The organism is Mesorhizobium sp. ESP-6-4, from assembly GCF_020164735.1.
Lineage (GTDB): Bacteria > Pseudomonadota > Alphaproteobacteria > Rhizobiales > Rhizobiaceae > Mesorhizobium.
This window is the reverse complement of sequence record NZ_JAIUGS010000014.1, coordinates 23,154-38,320: the sequence shown is the minus strand read 5'-3', so window position 1 is coordinate 38,320 and position 15,167 is coordinate 23,154. Positions and strand designations below refer to the sequence as shown.

Annotated in this window: 16 protein-coding genes; 14 read left to right on the top strand and 2 right to left on the bottom strand. The window is 64.8% G+C overall.

The window, feature by feature from the left end; genetic code table 11:
• Positions 1-5: 5 nt before the first annotated feature.
• From LB523_RS21685 to LB523_RS21665, 5 genes are all read left to right on the top strand, one after another.
• Entirely contained in the window at positions 6-1,511 is a 1,506-nt protein-coding gene (locus LB523_RS21685) for a UxaA family hydrolase (protein WP_224606821.1), read from the top strand.
• Between the two features lie 339 nt (positions 1,512-1,850).
• On the top strand, positions 1,851-2,846 hold the full coding sequence (locus tag LB523_RS21680) for an ABC transporter substrate-binding protein (protein ID WP_095769220.1): 996 nt from the start codon (positions 1,851-1,853) through the stop codon (positions 2,844-2,846).
• 157 nt (positions 2,847-3,003) lie between these two features.
• Positions 3,004-4,557: a sugar ABC transporter ATP-binding protein gene (locus LB523_RS21675; RefSeq protein WP_224606819.1), complete on the top strand. Its 1,554-nt coding sequence runs from the start codon at positions 3,004-3,006 to the stop codon at positions 4,555-4,557.
• On the top strand, positions 4,554-5,519 hold the full coding sequence (locus LB523_RS21670) for an ABC transporter permease (protein WP_224532065.1): 966 nt from the start codon (positions 4,554-4,556) through the stop codon (positions 5,517-5,519). Before LB523_RS21675 ends, LB523_RS21670 begins: the two co-directional genes overlap by 4 nt.
• 68 nt (positions 5,520-5,587) lie before the next feature.
• Positions 5,588-6,604: a zinc-binding alcohol dehydrogenase family protein gene (locus LB523_RS21665; protein ID WP_224606817.1), complete on the top strand. Its 1,017-nt coding sequence runs from the start codon at positions 5,588-5,590 to the stop codon at positions 6,602-6,604.
• Between the two features lie 333 nt (positions 6,605-6,937).
• On the opposite strand, the gene phnF is transcribed toward LB523_RS21665, so the two are convergent.
• Positions 6,938-7,681: a phosphonate metabolism transcriptional regulator PhnF gene (gene phnF, locus LB523_RS21660; protein WP_224606815.1), complete on the bottom strand. Its 744-nt coding sequence runs from the start codon at positions 7,679-7,681 to the stop codon at positions 6,938-6,940.
• A gap of 139 nt (positions 7,682-7,820) precedes the next feature.
• Between phnF and phnG the strand changes: the two genes are divergently transcribed.
• From phnG to LB523_RS21645, 3 genes are read left to right on the top strand one after another with little or no spacing between them, the layout of a single operon-like run.
• Positions 7,821-8,282 (top strand): phosphonate C-P lyase system protein PhnG, encoded by a 462-nt coding sequence (gene phnG, locus LB523_RS21655; RefSeq protein ID WP_224606814.1) that lies wholly within the window; start codon positions 7,821-7,823, stop codon positions 8,280-8,282.
• Positions 8,282-8,893: a phosphonate C-P lyase system protein PhnH gene (gene phnH / locus LB523_RS21650; protein WP_224606811.1), complete on the top strand. Its 612-nt coding sequence runs from the start codon at positions 8,282-8,284 to the stop codon at positions 8,891-8,893. The genes phnG and phnH overlap by 1 nt, the downstream gene beginning before the upstream one ends.
• Position 8,894: 1 nt before the next feature.
• Positions 8,895-10,010: a carbon-phosphorus lyase complex subunit PhnI gene (locus LB523_RS21645; protein ID WP_224606808.1), complete on the top strand. Its 1,116-nt coding sequence runs from the start codon at positions 8,895-8,897 to the stop codon at positions 10,008-10,010.
• 2 nt (positions 10,011-10,012) lie between these two features.
• On the opposite strand, the gene LB523_RS21640 is transcribed toward LB523_RS21645, so the two are convergent.
• A complete protein-coding gene (locus LB523_RS21640; protein WP_224606805.1) occupies positions 10,013-10,195 on the bottom strand; it encodes a hypothetical protein in 183 nt (60 codons plus the stop codon).
• Positions 10,196-10,254: 59 nt separating this feature from the next.
• On the opposite strand from LB523_RS21640, the gene LB523_RS21635 reads away from it, so the two are divergent.
• From LB523_RS21635 to phnC, 6 genes are all read left to right on the top strand, one after another.
• Complete coding sequence (locus LB523_RS21635) at positions 10,255-11,154, top strand: alpha-D-ribose 1-methylphosphonate 5-phosphate C-P-lyase PhnJ (protein WP_224606803.1); 900 nt, start codon at positions 10,255-10,257, stop codon at positions 11,152-11,154.
• Positions 11,151-11,927, top strand: a complete 777-nt coding sequence (gene phnK / locus LB523_RS21630; protein ID WP_140544515.1) for a phosphonate C-P lyase system protein PhnK — start codon at positions 11,151-11,153, stop codon at positions 11,925-11,927. Before LB523_RS21635 ends, phnK begins: the two co-directional genes overlap by 4 nt.
• A gap of 2 nt (positions 11,928-11,929) precedes the next feature.
• Positions 11,930-12,637, top strand: a complete 708-nt coding sequence (phnL, locus tag LB523_RS21625) for a phosphonate C-P lyase system protein PhnL (protein ID WP_224606801.1) — start codon at positions 11,930-11,932, stop codon at positions 12,635-12,637.
• Positions 12,634-13,248, top strand: coding sequence for a DapH/DapD/GlmU-related protein (locus tag LB523_RS21620; protein ID WP_224606799.1), 615 nt, complete (start codon positions 12,634-12,636; stop codon positions 13,246-13,248). Before phnL ends, LB523_RS21620 begins: the two co-directional genes overlap by 4 nt.
• A gap of 175 nt (positions 13,249-13,423) precedes the next feature.
• On the top strand, positions 13,424-14,134 hold the full coding sequence (locus tag LB523_RS21615) for a DUF1868 domain-containing protein (RefSeq protein ID WP_224606797.1): 711 nt from the start codon (positions 13,424-13,426) through the stop codon (positions 14,132-14,134).
• Between the two features lie 116 nt (positions 14,135-14,250).
• Positions 14,251-15,108 (top strand): phosphonate ABC transporter ATP-binding protein, encoded by an 858-nt coding sequence (gene phnC, locus LB523_RS21610; RefSeq protein ID WP_224606795.1) that lies wholly within the window; start codon positions 14,251-14,253, stop codon positions 15,106-15,108.
• Positions 15,109-15,167: the final 59 nt, after the last annotated feature.

Below are 15,167 nucleotides of genomic sequence, written 5' to 3'. Positions count from 1 at the left end.
CGCCCGTGAACGTTGCAAACACCATCCTTCTCTCACCCTCCGATAATGTCGCCGTTGCCAACGGGCGCATCGAGATTGGAACGCCATTGCCGGGCGGCGCAACCGCGACTGCCGTGATCGAGCCGGGCCACAAGGTGGCGATCAAGCCGATCCCGGCGGGCGAAGCGGTTGTGAAATACGCCCAGGCGATCGGCCGCGCCACGCAAGACATTGCGCCCGGCGAGCATGTTCATTCGCACAATCTGGTTTTCGAGAGCGGCCGCTTGCCGGTGGTGCCGCCGAGCGAGGCCGAGCACGCCACCGAGGCCGACCGCAAGCGCACCTTCATGGGCTACCGCCGCGCCGATGGGCGCTCCGGCACGCGCAACTTCATCGGCATCATCGCCAGCGTCAATTGCTCGTCGACCGTCTGCCACGCCATTGCGGACGAAGCCAACCGCACGCTTCTGCCGAAATATCCCGGCATCGACGGCTTCGTGCCGATCGTGCACGGCCAGGGCTGCGGCATGAGCGCCACTGGCGACGGCATGATGGTTCTGCACCGCACTTTAGCCGGCTATGCGCGCCACCCGAATTTCGGCGGCGTGCTGATGGTGGGCCTGGGCTGCGAGGTCAACCAACTCACGCTTTACGGCCAGAAGGGCGTGGCCGCGGGAAAACGGCATTTCAACATCCAGGAAGCCGGCGGCTCGCGCAAATCGGTCGAGCGCGCGATGGGCGTTCTGGCCGAGATCGCCGAGGAGGTCGGCCAGTTGCAGCGTGAGCCGATCCCGGTCTCGGAGATCGTTGTCGGGCTGCAATGCGGCGGCTCGGACGGCATGTCCGGCATCACGGCAAATCCGGCATTGGGTGCCGCCGTCGATATCCTGGCAGACTGCGGCGGCATCGGCATCTTGTCGGAGACGACCGAGATCTATGGCGCCGAGCATCTGCTGGCCTACCGCGCCGCCTCGCCCGAGATCGCCGCCAAGCTTGACGGCTTTGTGAAGTGGTGGGAGGACCATACCGCCAAGCACGGCGCCTCGATCGACAACAATCCCTCGCCCGGCAACAAGCGCGGCGGCCTGACCACGATCCTCGAGAAATCGCTGGGCGCGGTCGCCAAGGGCGGCCAGACGCCGCTCAACGGCGTTTTCGGCTATGCCGAGAAAGTCTCGGGCAGCGGCCTGGTGTTCATGGACACGCCCGGCTACGACCCGGTTTCGGCCACCGGCCAGGTCGCTGGCGGCGCCAATGTCATCGTCTTCACCACCGGCCGCGGCTCCTGCTTTGGCTGCCGGCCGACGCCGTCGATCAAGGTCGCCACCAATTCGACCATGTATCACCAGATGGAAGAGGACATGGACGTCAATTGCGGGGTCATCGCCTCGGGCGAGAAGACCATCGCCGGCATGGGCCGCGAGATCTTCGAGCTGATCATCGAGACGGCGTCCGGCCGCAAGACCAAGAGCGAGGCGTTCGGCTACGGCGACAACGAATTCGTGCCGTGGCACCTCGGCGCGACGCTTTAATCAAAGGCCGTTATCGCGTCGGAAGCGCCCTCCGACAACAGGAGGCGACCTTCACAATCGTGCAGGCTTTTCTATGGAATGAATATTCCATATTGACAGAAATATGAAATTATTGTTCCATACCGATAAGGAGGAACGGGAGCATCCGAGCACTGCCCAGGGACGAGCCGAACGGACCCTAGCCCGCGTCGCGCACGGCAGCAGACATCGCTTGCATCGGTCACGGCAATGCTCTATCAAAAAACGGTATCTGTTTTTTATTGATAAAGTTCTGTTTGGGCCGCGCCTATCCAGATGGAGCTTCCGCAACCTTCACCAGGCGACTTAGGGAGGAACCTAATGAAATTCGTGACCAGCCTTCTCAACCGCCGCGCCTTCGTGGCTTTGGCCGCCGCTTCGATGCTCGCCGGCGCAATGCATTCCGCGCCCGCCTCGGCGGCCGACGTGACCATTCCGATCATCGTCAAGGATACCACATCCTTCTACTGGCAGATCGTTCTGGCCGGCGCCCGCAAGGCCGGCAAGGATCTCGGCGTCAACGTGCCGGAACTCGGCGCCCAGGCCGAAACCGACGTCAACGGCCAGATCTCGATCCTGGAAAACGCCGTCGCCAGCAACCCGGCGGCCGTCGTCATCTCGCCGACCGAGTTCAAGGCGCTCGGCAAGCCGATCGACGAGGCTGCCTCCAAGGTCAAGGTCATCGGCATCGACTCCGGCGCCGATTCCAAGGCCTTCACCTCCTTCCTGACCACCGACAACGTGCAGGGCGGCCGCGTCGCCGCTGACGGCCTCGCCGCCGCAATCGGCGCCGCCAACGGCGGCAAGGTGGAAGGCAAAGTCGCGCTGATCACGGCACTTCCCGGCGCCGGCTCGCTCGAGCAGCGCAAGCAAGGCTTCATCGAACAGATCAAGGCCAAGTATCCGGGCCTCGAGCTTGTCGCCGACAAATATGCCGACGGCCAGGCCACCACCGGCCTCAACATCGCGACCGACCTGATCACCGCTAATCCGGACCTCAAGGGCATCTTCGCCTCGAACCTGATCATGGCGCAGGGCGTCGGCCAGGCGATCGCCGAGAACAATCTCGGCGGCAAGGTGGCGCTGATCGGCTTCGACAGCGACGAAAAGCTGATCAAATTCCTCAATGACGGCGTCATCTCGGGCCTCGTCGTCCAGGATCCGTACCGGATGGGCTATGACGGCATCAAGACCGCCTTGGCCGCCTCGAAGGGCGAGAAGGTCGAGGCCAATGTCGACACGGGCGCGAACCTCGTCACCAAAGACAACATGAAGGATCCCAAGATCGACGCGCTGCTCAACCCGAAGCTCAAGTGAGCAGCATCGCGACAGTCGTTTCCGGGGCCTCGCGCCCCGGAAACATCCATCGGGGCGATTTGGAAATTCGCCGGCCCGATTTAGGCTCCGCCTTCAAGATGCGCGCCAGACGCATCGCTGCGTACCCAATGGTTGAGGCCAATCTGGGAGGATTGTCATGACGTCGACGGTGCAGGAATTGCATCCGGCCCCCACGCTGGAACCGGGCAGGACGATCCTCGAGCTCAACGGCCTGGAAAAGCGCTACCCCGGCACGCATGCGCTGAAGCCTGTGCATCTTGCCTTCAAGGCAGGCGAGATCCACGCGATCGTCGGCGAGAACGGCGCCGGCAAGTCGACCCTGATAAAACTCCTGACCGGCGTCATGCCGCGCACCTCCGGCGAGGTGATCTGGGAAGGCAAGCCGACCGCCTTGGCCACGCCGCATGAGGCGATGGCGCTGGGCATCAACGCCGTCCACCAGGAGGTGGTGCTCTGCCGCCATCTCACCGTCGCCGCCAACATGTTCCTCGGCGAGGAGGAGTCACGCTTCGGCCTCCTGCAGCAGCGCGCCATGGTCAAGGACGCGCAGAAGATCATCGACGGGCTGGGCTTCGACTTGCCGGCGCATGTCATGCTTGGCGATCTCACCATCGGCCAGCAGCAGTTGATCGCCGCGGCGCGGGCCACCGTGCGCGGCACCAAATTCCTGATTTTCGACGAGCCTACCGCTTATCTCACCCGCAAGGAGGCCGACCAGCTCTTCAAGCTGATCCGCCGGCTCAAAGGCGAAGGCGTCACCATCATTTATATCAGCCACCGCATGGAGGAAGTGTTCGAGCTCGCCGACCGCGTTTCCGTGCTGCGCGACGGCACTCTGGTCGGCACCCGCAACATCGCCGAGACCGACGAGCCCGAACTGGTCAAGCTGATGATCAATCGCTCGATCGAGCAGATCTACCACAAGGAACATTTCACCCCCGGCGCCACGATTGTCGAGACGAGGAACCTTTCGGGCAAAGGCTTCGAGAATGTCTCGGTGACCGTCCGCGCCGGCGAGATCGTCGGCCTCTACGGCCTGATCGGTGCCGGCCGCAGCGAGTTCGTCACCACGCTTTACGGCCGCCACAGGAAGTCGGCCGGCCAGATTCTCTGGCAAGGCAAGGAGGTCCAGGTCAACTCCGAGCACGATGCGATCCGGCTCGGCATGGCGCTGGCGCCGGAAAGCCGCCGCGACCAGGGTCTGTGCCTCAATTTGCCGGTCGGCATCAACCTCAACCTGCCTATCTACAAGCGCATCTCCAGCAATTTTCTGATCTCCGGCGCCAAGGAGAAGGCCGAGGCCGACCGCCAGATCGCCGACCTGCGCATCAAGACGCCGACGCGCCATGCGCTCGCCTCCAGCCTGTCGGGCGGCAACCAGCAGAAGATCGTCATCGGCAAATGGCTGGCGCATGGCGCCAAGCTGTTCATCTTCGACGAGCCGACGGTGGGCGTCGATGTCGGCACCAAGGCCGAGATCTACCGCCTGTTCTCGACGCTCTTGTCCAAGGGCGCCGGCATCATCCTGATCTCGTCCTATCTGCCGGAAGTCTATGAGCTTGCCGATACGCTGCACGTGTTCCGGCGCGGCAAGCTGGTCGCGACCCATGGTTTCCGGACCGCCAGCCACGAGGATATTTTGGGTCAGGCACTGGCCGAGAAACAAGAAAAGTCGGGAGGACAAAAATGAGCACCGAGGCGATCCCCGCCGAAAAACCCAAGCGCAATTTCAACGCCCTCTTCGGCCTGACGCTGCTTGGCCTTTTGCTCCTGATGTGGATCGTGCTGGCCGTCGCCACGCCGTCCTTCGCCACGACGCTCAACATCACCAACCTTCTGCGTCAGGGATCGCTGATCGCCATCCTCGCCGTCGGCCAGACCTTCGTCATCATCACCGGCGGCATCGATCTGTCGGTCGGCGCGGTGGTCGGCTTCACCACCGTCATTGTCGCGCTTTTGATCAACGCCGGCTGGCCGATCTGGGCCGCGGTGCTGATCACGCTGCTGGTGGGCGTCGCCATCGGCCTCTTCCACGGCTTCGGCATCGTCAAGATGGGCCTGCCGCCCTTCATCATCACCTTGGCCACCATGACCTCGCTGCGCGGCATCGGCCTCCTGATGACGAACGGCAACTCGATCTCGATCAACAGCGACTCGTTCCAGGCTTTCTCGCGCGGCTCGCTCGCGGGCATTCCCTACCTGTTCTGGATGGTGATCCTGGTCGCCATTCCGTCCTACGTCTTCCTGCACCACACGCGCTGGGGCCGCTACCTGTTCTCGGTCGGCTCCAACGCCGAGGCCGCGCGTCTGTCCGGCGTCAACGTGCCGCGAACCATCTTCATGGCCTATATCCTGTCGGGCCTGCTGGCGGCCATTGTCGGCGTGCTCCTGGCGTCGCGCATCGGCATCGGCAACCCGACGCAGGGCGACACTTATGAGCTGCAGGCCATCGCCTCGTCGGTGATCGGCGGCACCTCGCTGTTTGGCGCCATCGGCTCCGTGCACGGTCCGCTGATCGGCTCCTTCATCCTTTCGACGATCAACAACGGCGCCAACCTGCTCAACGTCAACACCTTCTGGCAGCGCGTCATCACCGGCCTGCTGATCATCGTCATCGTCTACTTCGACGGCCTGCGTCGTCGCGGCAAATGACTCCTACGTGAAACTAACGCGCCGGCCCCGCTCGAGCGGCGCCGGCGCTCTTTGCCTGGATTTGCGATATGAAAGCCGTTGTCTGCCGTTCGCCCGGCGAGCTTGTCCTCGAAGACCGCGCCGGGCCCGGCGCACCGCCGCCCGGCTGGGCGCGCGTCGCGGTCAGCCATGTCGGCATCTGCGGCACCGACTACCACATCTTCGAAGGCAAGCACCCATTTCTGGCCTATCCACGCATCATGGGCCATGAGGTTGCCGGCACGATCGTCGAGAAGGGCGAAGGCGTCGAGATCAGCGTCGGCGAGCCGGTCGTCATCAATCCCTATCTTTCATGCGGCAAATGCATTGCCTGCCGGCGCGGCAAGCCTAACTGCTGCGTGAAGATCGAGGTGCTGGGCGTCCATCGCGACGGCGCCATGTGCGACGAAATTTTGGTGCCGGCGCAGAACCTCTACCCGACGAACGGCCTGTCGCTGGCCGACGCCGCGGCGGTCGAATTCCTGGCCATCGGCGCGCATGCCGTGCGCCGATCGCTCGGGCTGCCCGGCCAGCGCACGCTGGTCATCGGCGCCGGCCCGATCGGCCTCGGCACGGCGATCTTCGCGCGCATCGCCGGGCTGGATGTCAGCCTGCTCGACATGAGCGCCGAACGTCTCGGCTTCGCCGAGAAGCAGCTCGGCTTTGCCCCGCTGGACAGCTCGAAGACGCCGGCTGCCGAGCTGGTCCAACAGGCAACAGCCGGCGAAGGGTTCGACCTCGTGTTCGACGCGACTGGCAACACCCAGTCCGTGCAGTCGGCCTTCGCCCACGTCGCGCATGGCGGCACGCTGGTGCTGGTCAGCGTCGTCAAGGACGACATCACCTTCTCCGACCCTGAATTCCATAAGCGCGAGATGATGCTGGTCGGCAGCCGCAACGCGCTGAAGGCCGATTTCGACCATGTCGCAGATTCGATCCGCAACGGCGCTGTGCCGTTGAACAAGCTCGTCACCCATCGCACCACGCTCGCCGGAACGCCGCGCGACCTTGCCCGATGGACCCACGAGAAGTCAGGACTGATCAAGGCGGTCATTGAGGTCGGGTGATAACATGACAGGCGGTGAACTCAGCCCTAATTGACGGAGCGCCGCACAGGTCGACCCCCCACTCCGTCTCGGCTTCGCCGAGCCACCTCTCCCCCGATCGACGGGGGAGAGGAAGGGTGCGAGCCTTGCAGCCAACGCTCTTCAACCGGACACACTGCTTCTCCGGCCGCCAGCGTGCTCCTTTCCTCTCCCTCCGGAGGGGGGAGAGGTGGCTCGGCGAAGCCGAGACGGAGTGGGGGAAGGCGAGCCTCAAACGCCAAGCCGCTGACGAGTAAGCGACCTGACATCAGCGTGAAGCAGATCAATCACGGTCTCGTACAAGGCTGGCACTCCCTACAACACCGACAACTTCAGCTCCACCCGCTCTGCCGGAAAGCGCGACTCCGCGAACTGGATTGGCTCACCGTCGAGCGTCACGTTGATTGCAATTGTGACCAGCACGATCGCGCCGGGCTGCAGATCGAGGGCTGCAAGGTCGTCGGCATCGGCGTGGCGCGCCGACAGCACGGTCGAATGCCGCAGATAATCGTTGATGCCGAAGCGCTTCAGTGAGGCGGTGATCGACCCCGTTTCCGCCATTGCCGCCCCGATTCCGGCGAAGCGCTTGGCATCGAACCAGGTCGTCGCGCGCGACACCGCATGACCGTCGGCCTCGCCGCGCGTCTCCAGGCGGATGACGGCAGCGCCTTTGGCGATGCCCAGCGCCTCGGCGATGCGCCGGCCGGCCGGCTCGGTCGACGACGACAGCAGCGCGATATGCCGCTCGCTCGTCTGCCCCTGCAGCCCGGTCGAGAAGCGCGTCCGCGCGCCGATCGGATAGGACAGCCGCTTGCGCGACAACACGAAGGTGCCGCGTCCCTGCTCGGCCTTCAGCACGCCTTCCTGCACCAGTGCTGCAATGGCGCTGCGCACCGTGTGGCGGTTGACGCCGTAGCGCTCGGCCAGCGCGACTTCAGGCGGCAGCGCGGCATTCTCGGCGAAATCGCCATTGGCGATCGCCTGCAGGATCCTGTCGGCGATCTGCCGCCATAGCGATACGCCATTGCGCCTCTCGACGCTGCTTGCCAGCCCGGTCATTTCCCCGCCCCCAACGTCATCACCCTAAACTTTTGCACCCGTTGTCATCCACCCGTCATGGACTCCCGTTACCAAGTGAGTATAATTTGTATAGTTGTCTATATCAATAGACAAATTTCTTTATGCAAGGAGCGATGCCATGCGAGGACAGGAAGCGCGCGAGCAGGCCGGGCGGAAAGCCTTGATGGCGACGCTGGCGCATGCCGCGGCCGATGACATCGCTCGCCTGTGGAACGAGTCGGGCCTGCCCTCCGAGGCCGAGCTTTTGCGCGGTCCTGAAACCGGATTGGTGACGGTGCGCGGGCGGATCGGCGGCGGTGGCGCACCGTTCAATGTCGGCGAAGCGACGGTCACCCGCGCCACGGTGCGGCTGCCCTCCGGCCAGGTCGGCCACTCCTATGCGCTTGGCCGCGACAAGGGAAAAGCCAAGCTAGCGGCGATCGCTGACGCGCTGTGGCAGGACCCAGCGCACCGCGAGGCGGTCGAGACAAAGCTCGCCGCGCCCTTGCGCGCCGCGCTTGCTGCGGCGCGCGAGACAAAGCGCGTCGAAACGGCGGCCACGAAAGTGGATTTCTTCACCATGGTGCGCGGAGAGGACTGATGGATATCGCCACGCAATCGATCGACGGCGGCTTCGCGGAGCCGGTCTTCAACGCCCAGGCGGTGTTCCGCGCCATCATGGACGCGATGGCCCGCCCCGGCACCGTCCAGCCGCTGCCGCAGCTCGCCCGCCCGCCGGCGCCGCTGTCGGCGACGGCCGGCGCCGTGGCGCTCTCGCTCTGCGACAACGACACGCCGGTCTGGCTCGACCAGCTGCTGCAGGCGGAAGCCGCGGTCAAGGCCTGGCTCGGCTTCCACACCGGCGCGCCCTCGGCAAACACGCCGGCCGACGCACATTTCGCCCTGATCGCCAATCCGAAGGAGATGGCGGCGCTCGATGGTTTTGCGCAAGGCACGCAAGAATATCCCGACCGCTCGACGACGCTGATCCTCTTGGTCGACGATCTTGCCTCGGGCCCATCGCTGCTGCTCGAAGGTCCGGGGATCGAAAAGACCTCGATGATCGCGCCTCCCGGCATGCCGCGCCATTTCGTCGAGCAGTGGAAGCAGAACAACCAGCGTTTCCCGCGCGGCGTCGACATCATCCTGGCGGCGCCCGGCCACCTTGCCTGCCTGCCGCGCACCACCCGCATCAAGACGATGGAGGCATGACATGTATGTCGCGGTGAAAGGCGGCGAAGCCGCCATTGCCAATGCGCATCGCCTGCTTGCCGACCGCCGCCGCGGCGACCGCTCGGTACCGGCGCTGCGCCTCGACCAGATTGTCGAGCAGCTGGCGCTCGGCGTCGACCGGGTGATGAGCGAAGGCTCGCTCTATGATCGCGAGCTCGCGGCTCTCGCCGTTACCCAGGCGCGCGGCGATATGATCGAGGCGATCTTTCTGGTGCGCGCCTACCGCACCACGCTGCCGCGCTTCGGCTACACCAATCCGGTCGACACCGGCGCCATGCAGGTCGAGCGTCGTGTCTCGGCCACCTACAAGGACCTGCCGGGCGGCCAGGTGCTCGGCCCGACCTTCGACTATACGCACCGCCTGCTCGATCCAGAGCTTGCCGCCGGCGCCGAGGTCGAGATGCCGGCGCAGCGTCCGGCCGAGCCGGAGGCCATGCCGCGCGTTTCGGCGATCCTCGCCCATGAAGGCCTGATCGAGGCCGATGGCGAGATGCCGCTTGACCACGTGCCCGGCGACATCACGCGCGAGCCGCTGCAATTCCCGATGGCGCGCGACATCCGCCTGCAGGCGTTGTCGCGCGGCGACGAAGGTTTTCTGCTGGCGCTCGGCTATTCGACGCAGCGCGGCTACGCCCGCGACCATCCCTTTGTCGGCGAGATACGCATTGGCGAGGTAGAGCTGGAGCTGGACGTGCCGGAGTTGCCCTTCGCCGTGCCGCTCGGCTCCATCCGCGTCACCGAATGCCAAATGGTCAACCAGTTCAAGGGCTCGGCCAAGGCGCCGCCGCAGTTCACGCGCGGCTACGGCCTGGTCTTCGGCCAGAGCGAGCGCAAGGCGATGGCGATGGCGCTGTGCGACCGGGCGCTACGCGCCGGCGAGCTCGGCGAGGACGTCGTTGCCGCCGCGCAGGACGAGGAATTCGTCATCTCGCATTCCGACAATGTCCAGGCCACCGGTTTCGTCGAGCATCTGAAGCTGCCGCATTATGTCGACTTCCAGGCCGAGCTCGGCCTGGTTCGCCGCATGCGCGTCGAATACGAAGCGCGGGAAAACGAGAACAAGGCCGCCGAGGAGAAGCGCGAGGCGGCGGAATGACTTCAGTGTCCGCTACCGGAATGCCCGCCGCCGTCGAAGCCGCCAGCATAGTCGCCGCCACCGAAGGACTCGCCGTACGGAGGTTCCCTTGGCGCGGGGAGAACCATTTTCCGCAGCGCAAAGGTCGCGAAGCCGGCGAACACCAGCAGCAGCACGCCAAGATGCAACCAACCGGTAGAGTCCATTCGGGCGTCCTTCCGCGTCTTGGGCGCCAATTTCATAGCAGAGAGCGGACGTGATCGCCATGACCGACATCGCCACCTACAACTTCGCCTATCTCGACGAACAGACCAAAAGGATGATCCGCCGCGCCATCCTGAAGGGCATCGCCATTCCCGGCTACCAGGTGCCTTTCGCCTCGCGCGAGATGCCGATGCCTTATGGCTGGGGCACCGGTGGCGTGCAGGTCACCGCTTCGATCATTGGCCCCGACGACGTGCTCAAGGTCATCGACCAGGGCGCCGACGACACCACCAACGCCGTCTCGATCCGCGCCTTCTTCAAGAAGGTCGCCAATGTCGCCGTCACCACCGACACGGCAACCGCCACCATCATCCAGACCCGCCACCGCATCCCCGAGCATCCGCTGACCGCGGGCCAGGTGCTGGTCTTCCAGGTGCCGATCCCCGAGCCGCTGCGCTTTCTCGAGCCGCGCGAGACCGAGACGCGCAAGATGCACGCGCTGGAGGAATACGGCCTAATGCATGTGAAGCTCTATGAGGACATCGCCAAGCATGGCCGCATCGCCACCACCTATGCCTATCCGGTCAAGGTCGAGGGTCGCTACGTGATGGATCCCTCGCCGACCCCGAAATTCGACAATCCGAAGATGCACCGTTCGCCGGCCTTGCAATTGTTCGGCGCCGGCCGCGAGAAGCGCATCTATGCGGTGCCGCCTTTCACCGACGTCGTCAGCCTCGACTTCGAGGACCATCCCTTCGAGGTGCAGACCTTCGACCAGCCCTGCGCGCTGTGCGGTGCCGAGAATGTCTATCTCGACGAGGTCATCCTCGATGATCATGGCGGTCACATGTTCGTCTGTTCGGACACCGACCACTGCGAGAAGCGGCGAGCCGACGGCCATCACCGCCACCTTGCTCCCGAGACCCACCTAGCCTCTGAAAAAACGGAGCCGGCCGAATGACCGACGAACCGCTGCTGCGCGTTTCAGCGCTGTCCAAATTTTACGGCTCGCGCGTCGGCTGCGAGAACGTCACCTTCGATCTGTGGCCAGGCGAGGTTCTCGCGGTGGTCGGCGAGTCCGGCTCCGGCAAGACGACGCTGCTCAACTGCCTGTCGACCCGCCTGCTGCCCTCTTCCGGCACGGCCAGCTACCGCATGCGCGACGGCCAATGGCGCGAGCTCTATCGCATGAGCGAGGCCGAGCGCCGCTTCCTGATGCGCACCGACTGGGGCTTCGTCCACCAGAACCCGGCGGACGGCCTGCGCATGACGGTGTCGGCCGGCGCCAATGTCGGCGAGCGGTTGATGGCGGTCGGCGACCGTCACTACGGCAAAATCCGCGCCACCGCCGTCGACTGGCTGTCCCGCGTCGAGATCGACGAGGACCGCATCGACGACGAGCCGCGCGCCTTTTCCGGCGGCATGCGCCAGCGCCTGCAGATCGCCCGCAACCTGGTGACTGGGCCGCGGCTGGTGTTCATGGACGAGCCGACCGGCGGTCTCGACGTCTCGGTGCAGGCCCGCCTGCTCGATCTGCTGCGCGGGCTGGTCACCGACCTCGGCCTGGCCGCGATCGTCGTCACCCACGACCTCGCGGTGGCCAGGCTTTTGTCGCAGCGCATGATGGTGATGAAAGACGGCCGCGTCGTCGAAAGCGGCCTCACCGACCGCGTGCTCGACGATCCGCGCGCGCCTTATACCCAGCTTCTCGTTTCTTCCATCCTGCAGGTGTGATGATGGCCACTCCTCTCGTTGTCTCCGATGTCGCCAAAAGCTTCACCATGCATCTGCGCGACGGCGTCACGCTGCCGGTGGTGGCGGGTGTCTCCTTCTCGATCCGCGCCGGCGAATGCGCGGTGCTCGGCGGTCCGTCGGGTGCCGGAAAAAGCTCGATCCTGAAGATGCTCTACGGCAACTACGCCGTCGATGAAGGCCAGATCATCGTCCAGCACGGCGGCGGGTTGATCGACCTCGCCTCCGCCAGCCCGCGCACAGTGCTTTCCGTGCGCCGCCATACCATCGGCTATGTCAGCCAGTTCCTGCGCACCGTGCCGCGCGTCTCCGCGCTCGATGTCGTCGCCGAGCCGCTGGTCGAGCGCGGCGAGGATCGCGAGACCGCGCGGGCGAAGGCTCGCTCCCTGCTCGCGCGGCTCAACCTGCCCGAAAAGCTCTGGGCGCTGCCGCCGGCGACCTTCTCGGGCGGCGAGCAGCAGCGCGTCAACATTGCGCGCGGCTTCATCACCGAGCATCCGATCCTTTTGCTCGACGAGCCGACCGCCTCGCTCGACGCCCGCAACCGCGATGTTGTGGTCGAGCTCATTGCCGCCAAGAAGTCCGCGGGCGTTGCGCTGCTCGGCATCTTCCACGACCTCGATGTGCGTGAGGCCGTCGCCGACCGCGTCATCGATGTCACAGCCTTCGCCGCCGGAAAGATCGCCGCATGAAGAAGCTTTCGGAGGCGCCGCTGATCCACCCGACGGCGCAGGTCGAGAATTCGACGCTCGGGCGCTGGACCGAGATCGCCGAGCGCAGCCGCGTCGCCGAATGCGAGCTCGGCGACTATTCCTACATGATGCAGGACTGCGCCGTCTGGTGCGCCATCATCGGCAAGTTCTCCAACATCGCGGCCAGCGTGCGCCTCAACGCCACCAATCACCCGACCTGGCGGCCGACGCTGCACCACTTCACCTACCGCGCCTCCGACTATTGGGACGATGCCGAGCACGAGAGCGAATTCTTCGCCCAGCGCCGCGCCAAGCGCGTCACCATCGGCCACGACACATGGCTCGGCCATGGCTCGACCGTGCTGCCCGGCGTGACCGTCGGCGACGGTGCGGCGGTCGGCGCGGGCGCGGTGGTGACGAAGGATGTCGCGCCCTACACCATCGTCGGCGGCGTGCCGGCGAAGCCGATCCGCGAGCGCTTCGACCGCCGCACCGCCGAACGCTACCAGGCTTTAGCCTGGTGGGATTGGGATCATGCAAGGCTGCGCGCTGCGCTCGACGATTTCCGCGAGCTGTCAGCGGAGGCGTTCCTGGAGAAGCATGGCGGCTAGGCGCGGTGAATGGTGAATGGTCAATAGTGAATGCAACGAAGCCCTTCTTTCTCACCATTCACCATTCACCATTCACCATTCACCATTCACCATTCACCATTCACCATTCACCATTCACCATTCACACCGTTGACACATGACTCGGACAGGACGCCATGTCGACAAGGAGATCGCGATGCTCGCCACAGTCAGACCCTCGCTCGCCGGATTTTTCAAAGCCACCAACCCGACGGCGCCGGTGCATCTCGGCACCCGTTATGACACATCGGGCAACTTCCTCCCCGAACCCGGCAACACGGTCGTCAGTCACCTCGTCGGCGGCTCGCCTTCGCAAGCTGCGATCATCGAGGTGCGCGAGCGCATCCGCGCCATGCCGGACGCGGACCGCCTCGCCTTCACGCCGATCTCCAGCCTGCACATGACCCTGTTCCAGGGCGTCGTCGAATATCGGCGCCGGCTCCCCTACTGGCCCTCCGACGTGCCGCTCGACACCAGCATCGACGACATGACCCGCCTCTATCTGCTGCGCCTGGAGGGCTTCGAGGCCTGCCCATCCTTCCGCGTCAAGACCGTCGGCATCACGCCGAACGGCCTTACGGTTGCCGGTGCTTCCGCTGAGGACGAGCGCATCCTGCGCCTGTGGCGCGACGCGCTGTCGGTGCCGTTCGGCTACCGCCATCCAGACCACGACGTTTATGTCATCCACATCACCTTCGCCTATCAGATCCGCCGTCTAGCCGACGAGCGAGCCGCAGCCTGGCAGGATCTGTTCGATGACTGCCTGTCGTTCCTCGAACGCGAGGCTCCTGTGATCGAGCTCAAGCCTCCGGCCTTCTGCAGCTTCAAGGACATGAAGCATTTCGAGGAATTGCTGGTGCTTGGTTGAATCTCCAAGCCTGTGGGACGTAACAAAACTGACATCAATCCGACACCCCAGCTTCATCGGCCTGCGCTAGCGAAGGTTAACAGACCTGCAAAAGCGCGACGGACTGGAGTTTTGGTATGTCAGCATCATCGGCCACGCTTGAGATCCGCGGCGTAACCCGACGATTTGGCAAGAACACCGCCGTCAGCGATATCAACATCTCGATCCCGCGCGGCCAGATGGTCGGCATCATCGGCCGTTCCGGCGCCGGCAAGTCGACGCTTTTGCGCATGATCAATCGTCTCATCGATCCGAGCCAAGGAGCGATTTTTTTTGAAGGCGCCGAGGTTTCCAGCCTGCAGGGATCGCCGCTGCGGCGCTGGCAGCGCGACTGCGCCATGATCTTTCAGCAGTTCAACCTCGTGCCGCGCCTCGACGTGCTGACCAACGTGCTGCTCGGCCGCCTCAATCATCGCTCGACGGTTTCCAATCTGCTCGGCATGTTCACACGCACCGAATGCGCCGAGGCTGTGGCCGCGCTCGAGCGGCTCGACATCGCCCGCACCGCGCTGCAGCCGGCCGGCACGTTGTCCGGTGGCCAGCAGCAGCGTGTGGCGATCGCCCGCGCCATGATGCAGCAGCCGAAGGTGATCCTGGCAGATGAGCCGATCGCCTCGCTCGACCCGCTCAACGCCAAGGTGGTGATGGATTCGCTGCGCGACATCAATCTACGCGAAGGCATCACCGTCGTCACCAACCTGCACACGCTGGACACGGCGCGCGCCTATTGCACCCGTATCATCGGCATGGCCGCCGGCAAGGTCGTCTTCGACGGCGCTCCGGAAGACCTCGACCGCGATGCCGTGCGCACGGTCTATGGCGCCGATGCCAGCGGCGCCGAGATCTCGGAAGCCATCACGTCGACCGCCGTGACCATCAAGCCGAAGATCACCGCATCCGCCGGACCGCTCGAACCAGCCTTTCCTGGCTACTGAATCCACCGTCCCGGCCCCAGCCGGTGCGGGCAAATCGTGGACTTCAGCAGAGCAACCCG

Excerpts from the sequence above, each read along its gene's own strand:
- LB523_RS21680 (WP_095769220.1), top strand. The coding sequence starts at position 1,851 with ATGAAATTCGTGACCAGCCTTCTCAACCGCCGCGCCTTCGTGGCTTTG.
- LB523_RS21675 (WP_224606819.1), top strand. The coding sequence starts at position 3,004 with ATGACGTCGACGGTGCAGGAATTGCATCCGGCCCCCACGCTGGAACCG.
- LB523_RS21670 (WP_224532065.1), top strand. The coding sequence starts at position 4,554 with ATGAGCACCGAGGCGATCCCCGCCGAAAAACCCAAGCGCAATTTCAAC.
- LB523_RS21665 (WP_224606817.1), top strand. The coding sequence starts at position 5,588 with ATGAAAGCCGTTGTCTGCCGTTCGCCCGGCGAGCTTGTCCTCGAAGAC.
- phnF (WP_224606815.1), bottom strand. The coding sequence starts at position 7,681 with ATGACCGGGCTGGCAAGCAGCGTCGAGAGGCGCAATGGCGTATCGCTA.
- phnG (WP_224606814.1), top strand. The coding sequence starts at position 7,821 with ATGCGAGGACAGGAAGCGCGCGAGCAGGCCGGGCGGAAAGCCTTGATG.
- phnH (WP_224606811.1), top strand. The coding sequence starts at position 8,282 with ATGGATATCGCCACGCAATCGATCGACGGCGGCTTCGCGGAGCCGGTC.
- LB523_RS21645 (WP_224606808.1), top strand. The coding sequence starts at position 8,895 with ATGTATGTCGCGGTGAAAGGCGGCGAAGCCGCCATTGCCAATGCGCAT.
- LB523_RS21640 (WP_224606805.1), bottom strand. The coding sequence starts at position 10,195 with ATGGACTCTACCGGTTGGTTGCATCTTGGCGTGCTGCTGCTGGTGTTC.
- LB523_RS21635 (WP_224606803.1), top strand. The coding sequence starts at position 10,255 with ATGACCGACATCGCCACCTACAACTTCGCCTATCTCGACGAACAGACC.
- phnK (WP_140544515.1), top strand. The coding sequence starts at position 11,151 with ATGACCGACGAACCGCTGCTGCGCGTTTCAGCGCTGTCCAAATTTTAC.
- phnL (WP_224606801.1), top strand. The coding sequence starts at position 11,930 with ATGGCCACTCCTCTCGTTGTCTCCGATGTCGCCAAAAGCTTCACCATG.
- LB523_RS21620 (WP_224606799.1), top strand. The coding sequence starts at position 12,634 with ATGAAGAAGCTTTCGGAGGCGCCGCTGATCCACCCGACGGCGCAGGTC.
- LB523_RS21615 (WP_224606797.1), top strand. The coding sequence starts at position 13,424 with ATGCTCGCCACAGTCAGACCCTCGCTCGCCGGATTTTTCAAAGCCACC.
- phnC (WP_224606795.1), top strand. The coding sequence starts at position 14,251 with ATGTCAGCATCATCGGCCACGCTTGAGATCCGCGGCGTAACCCGACGA.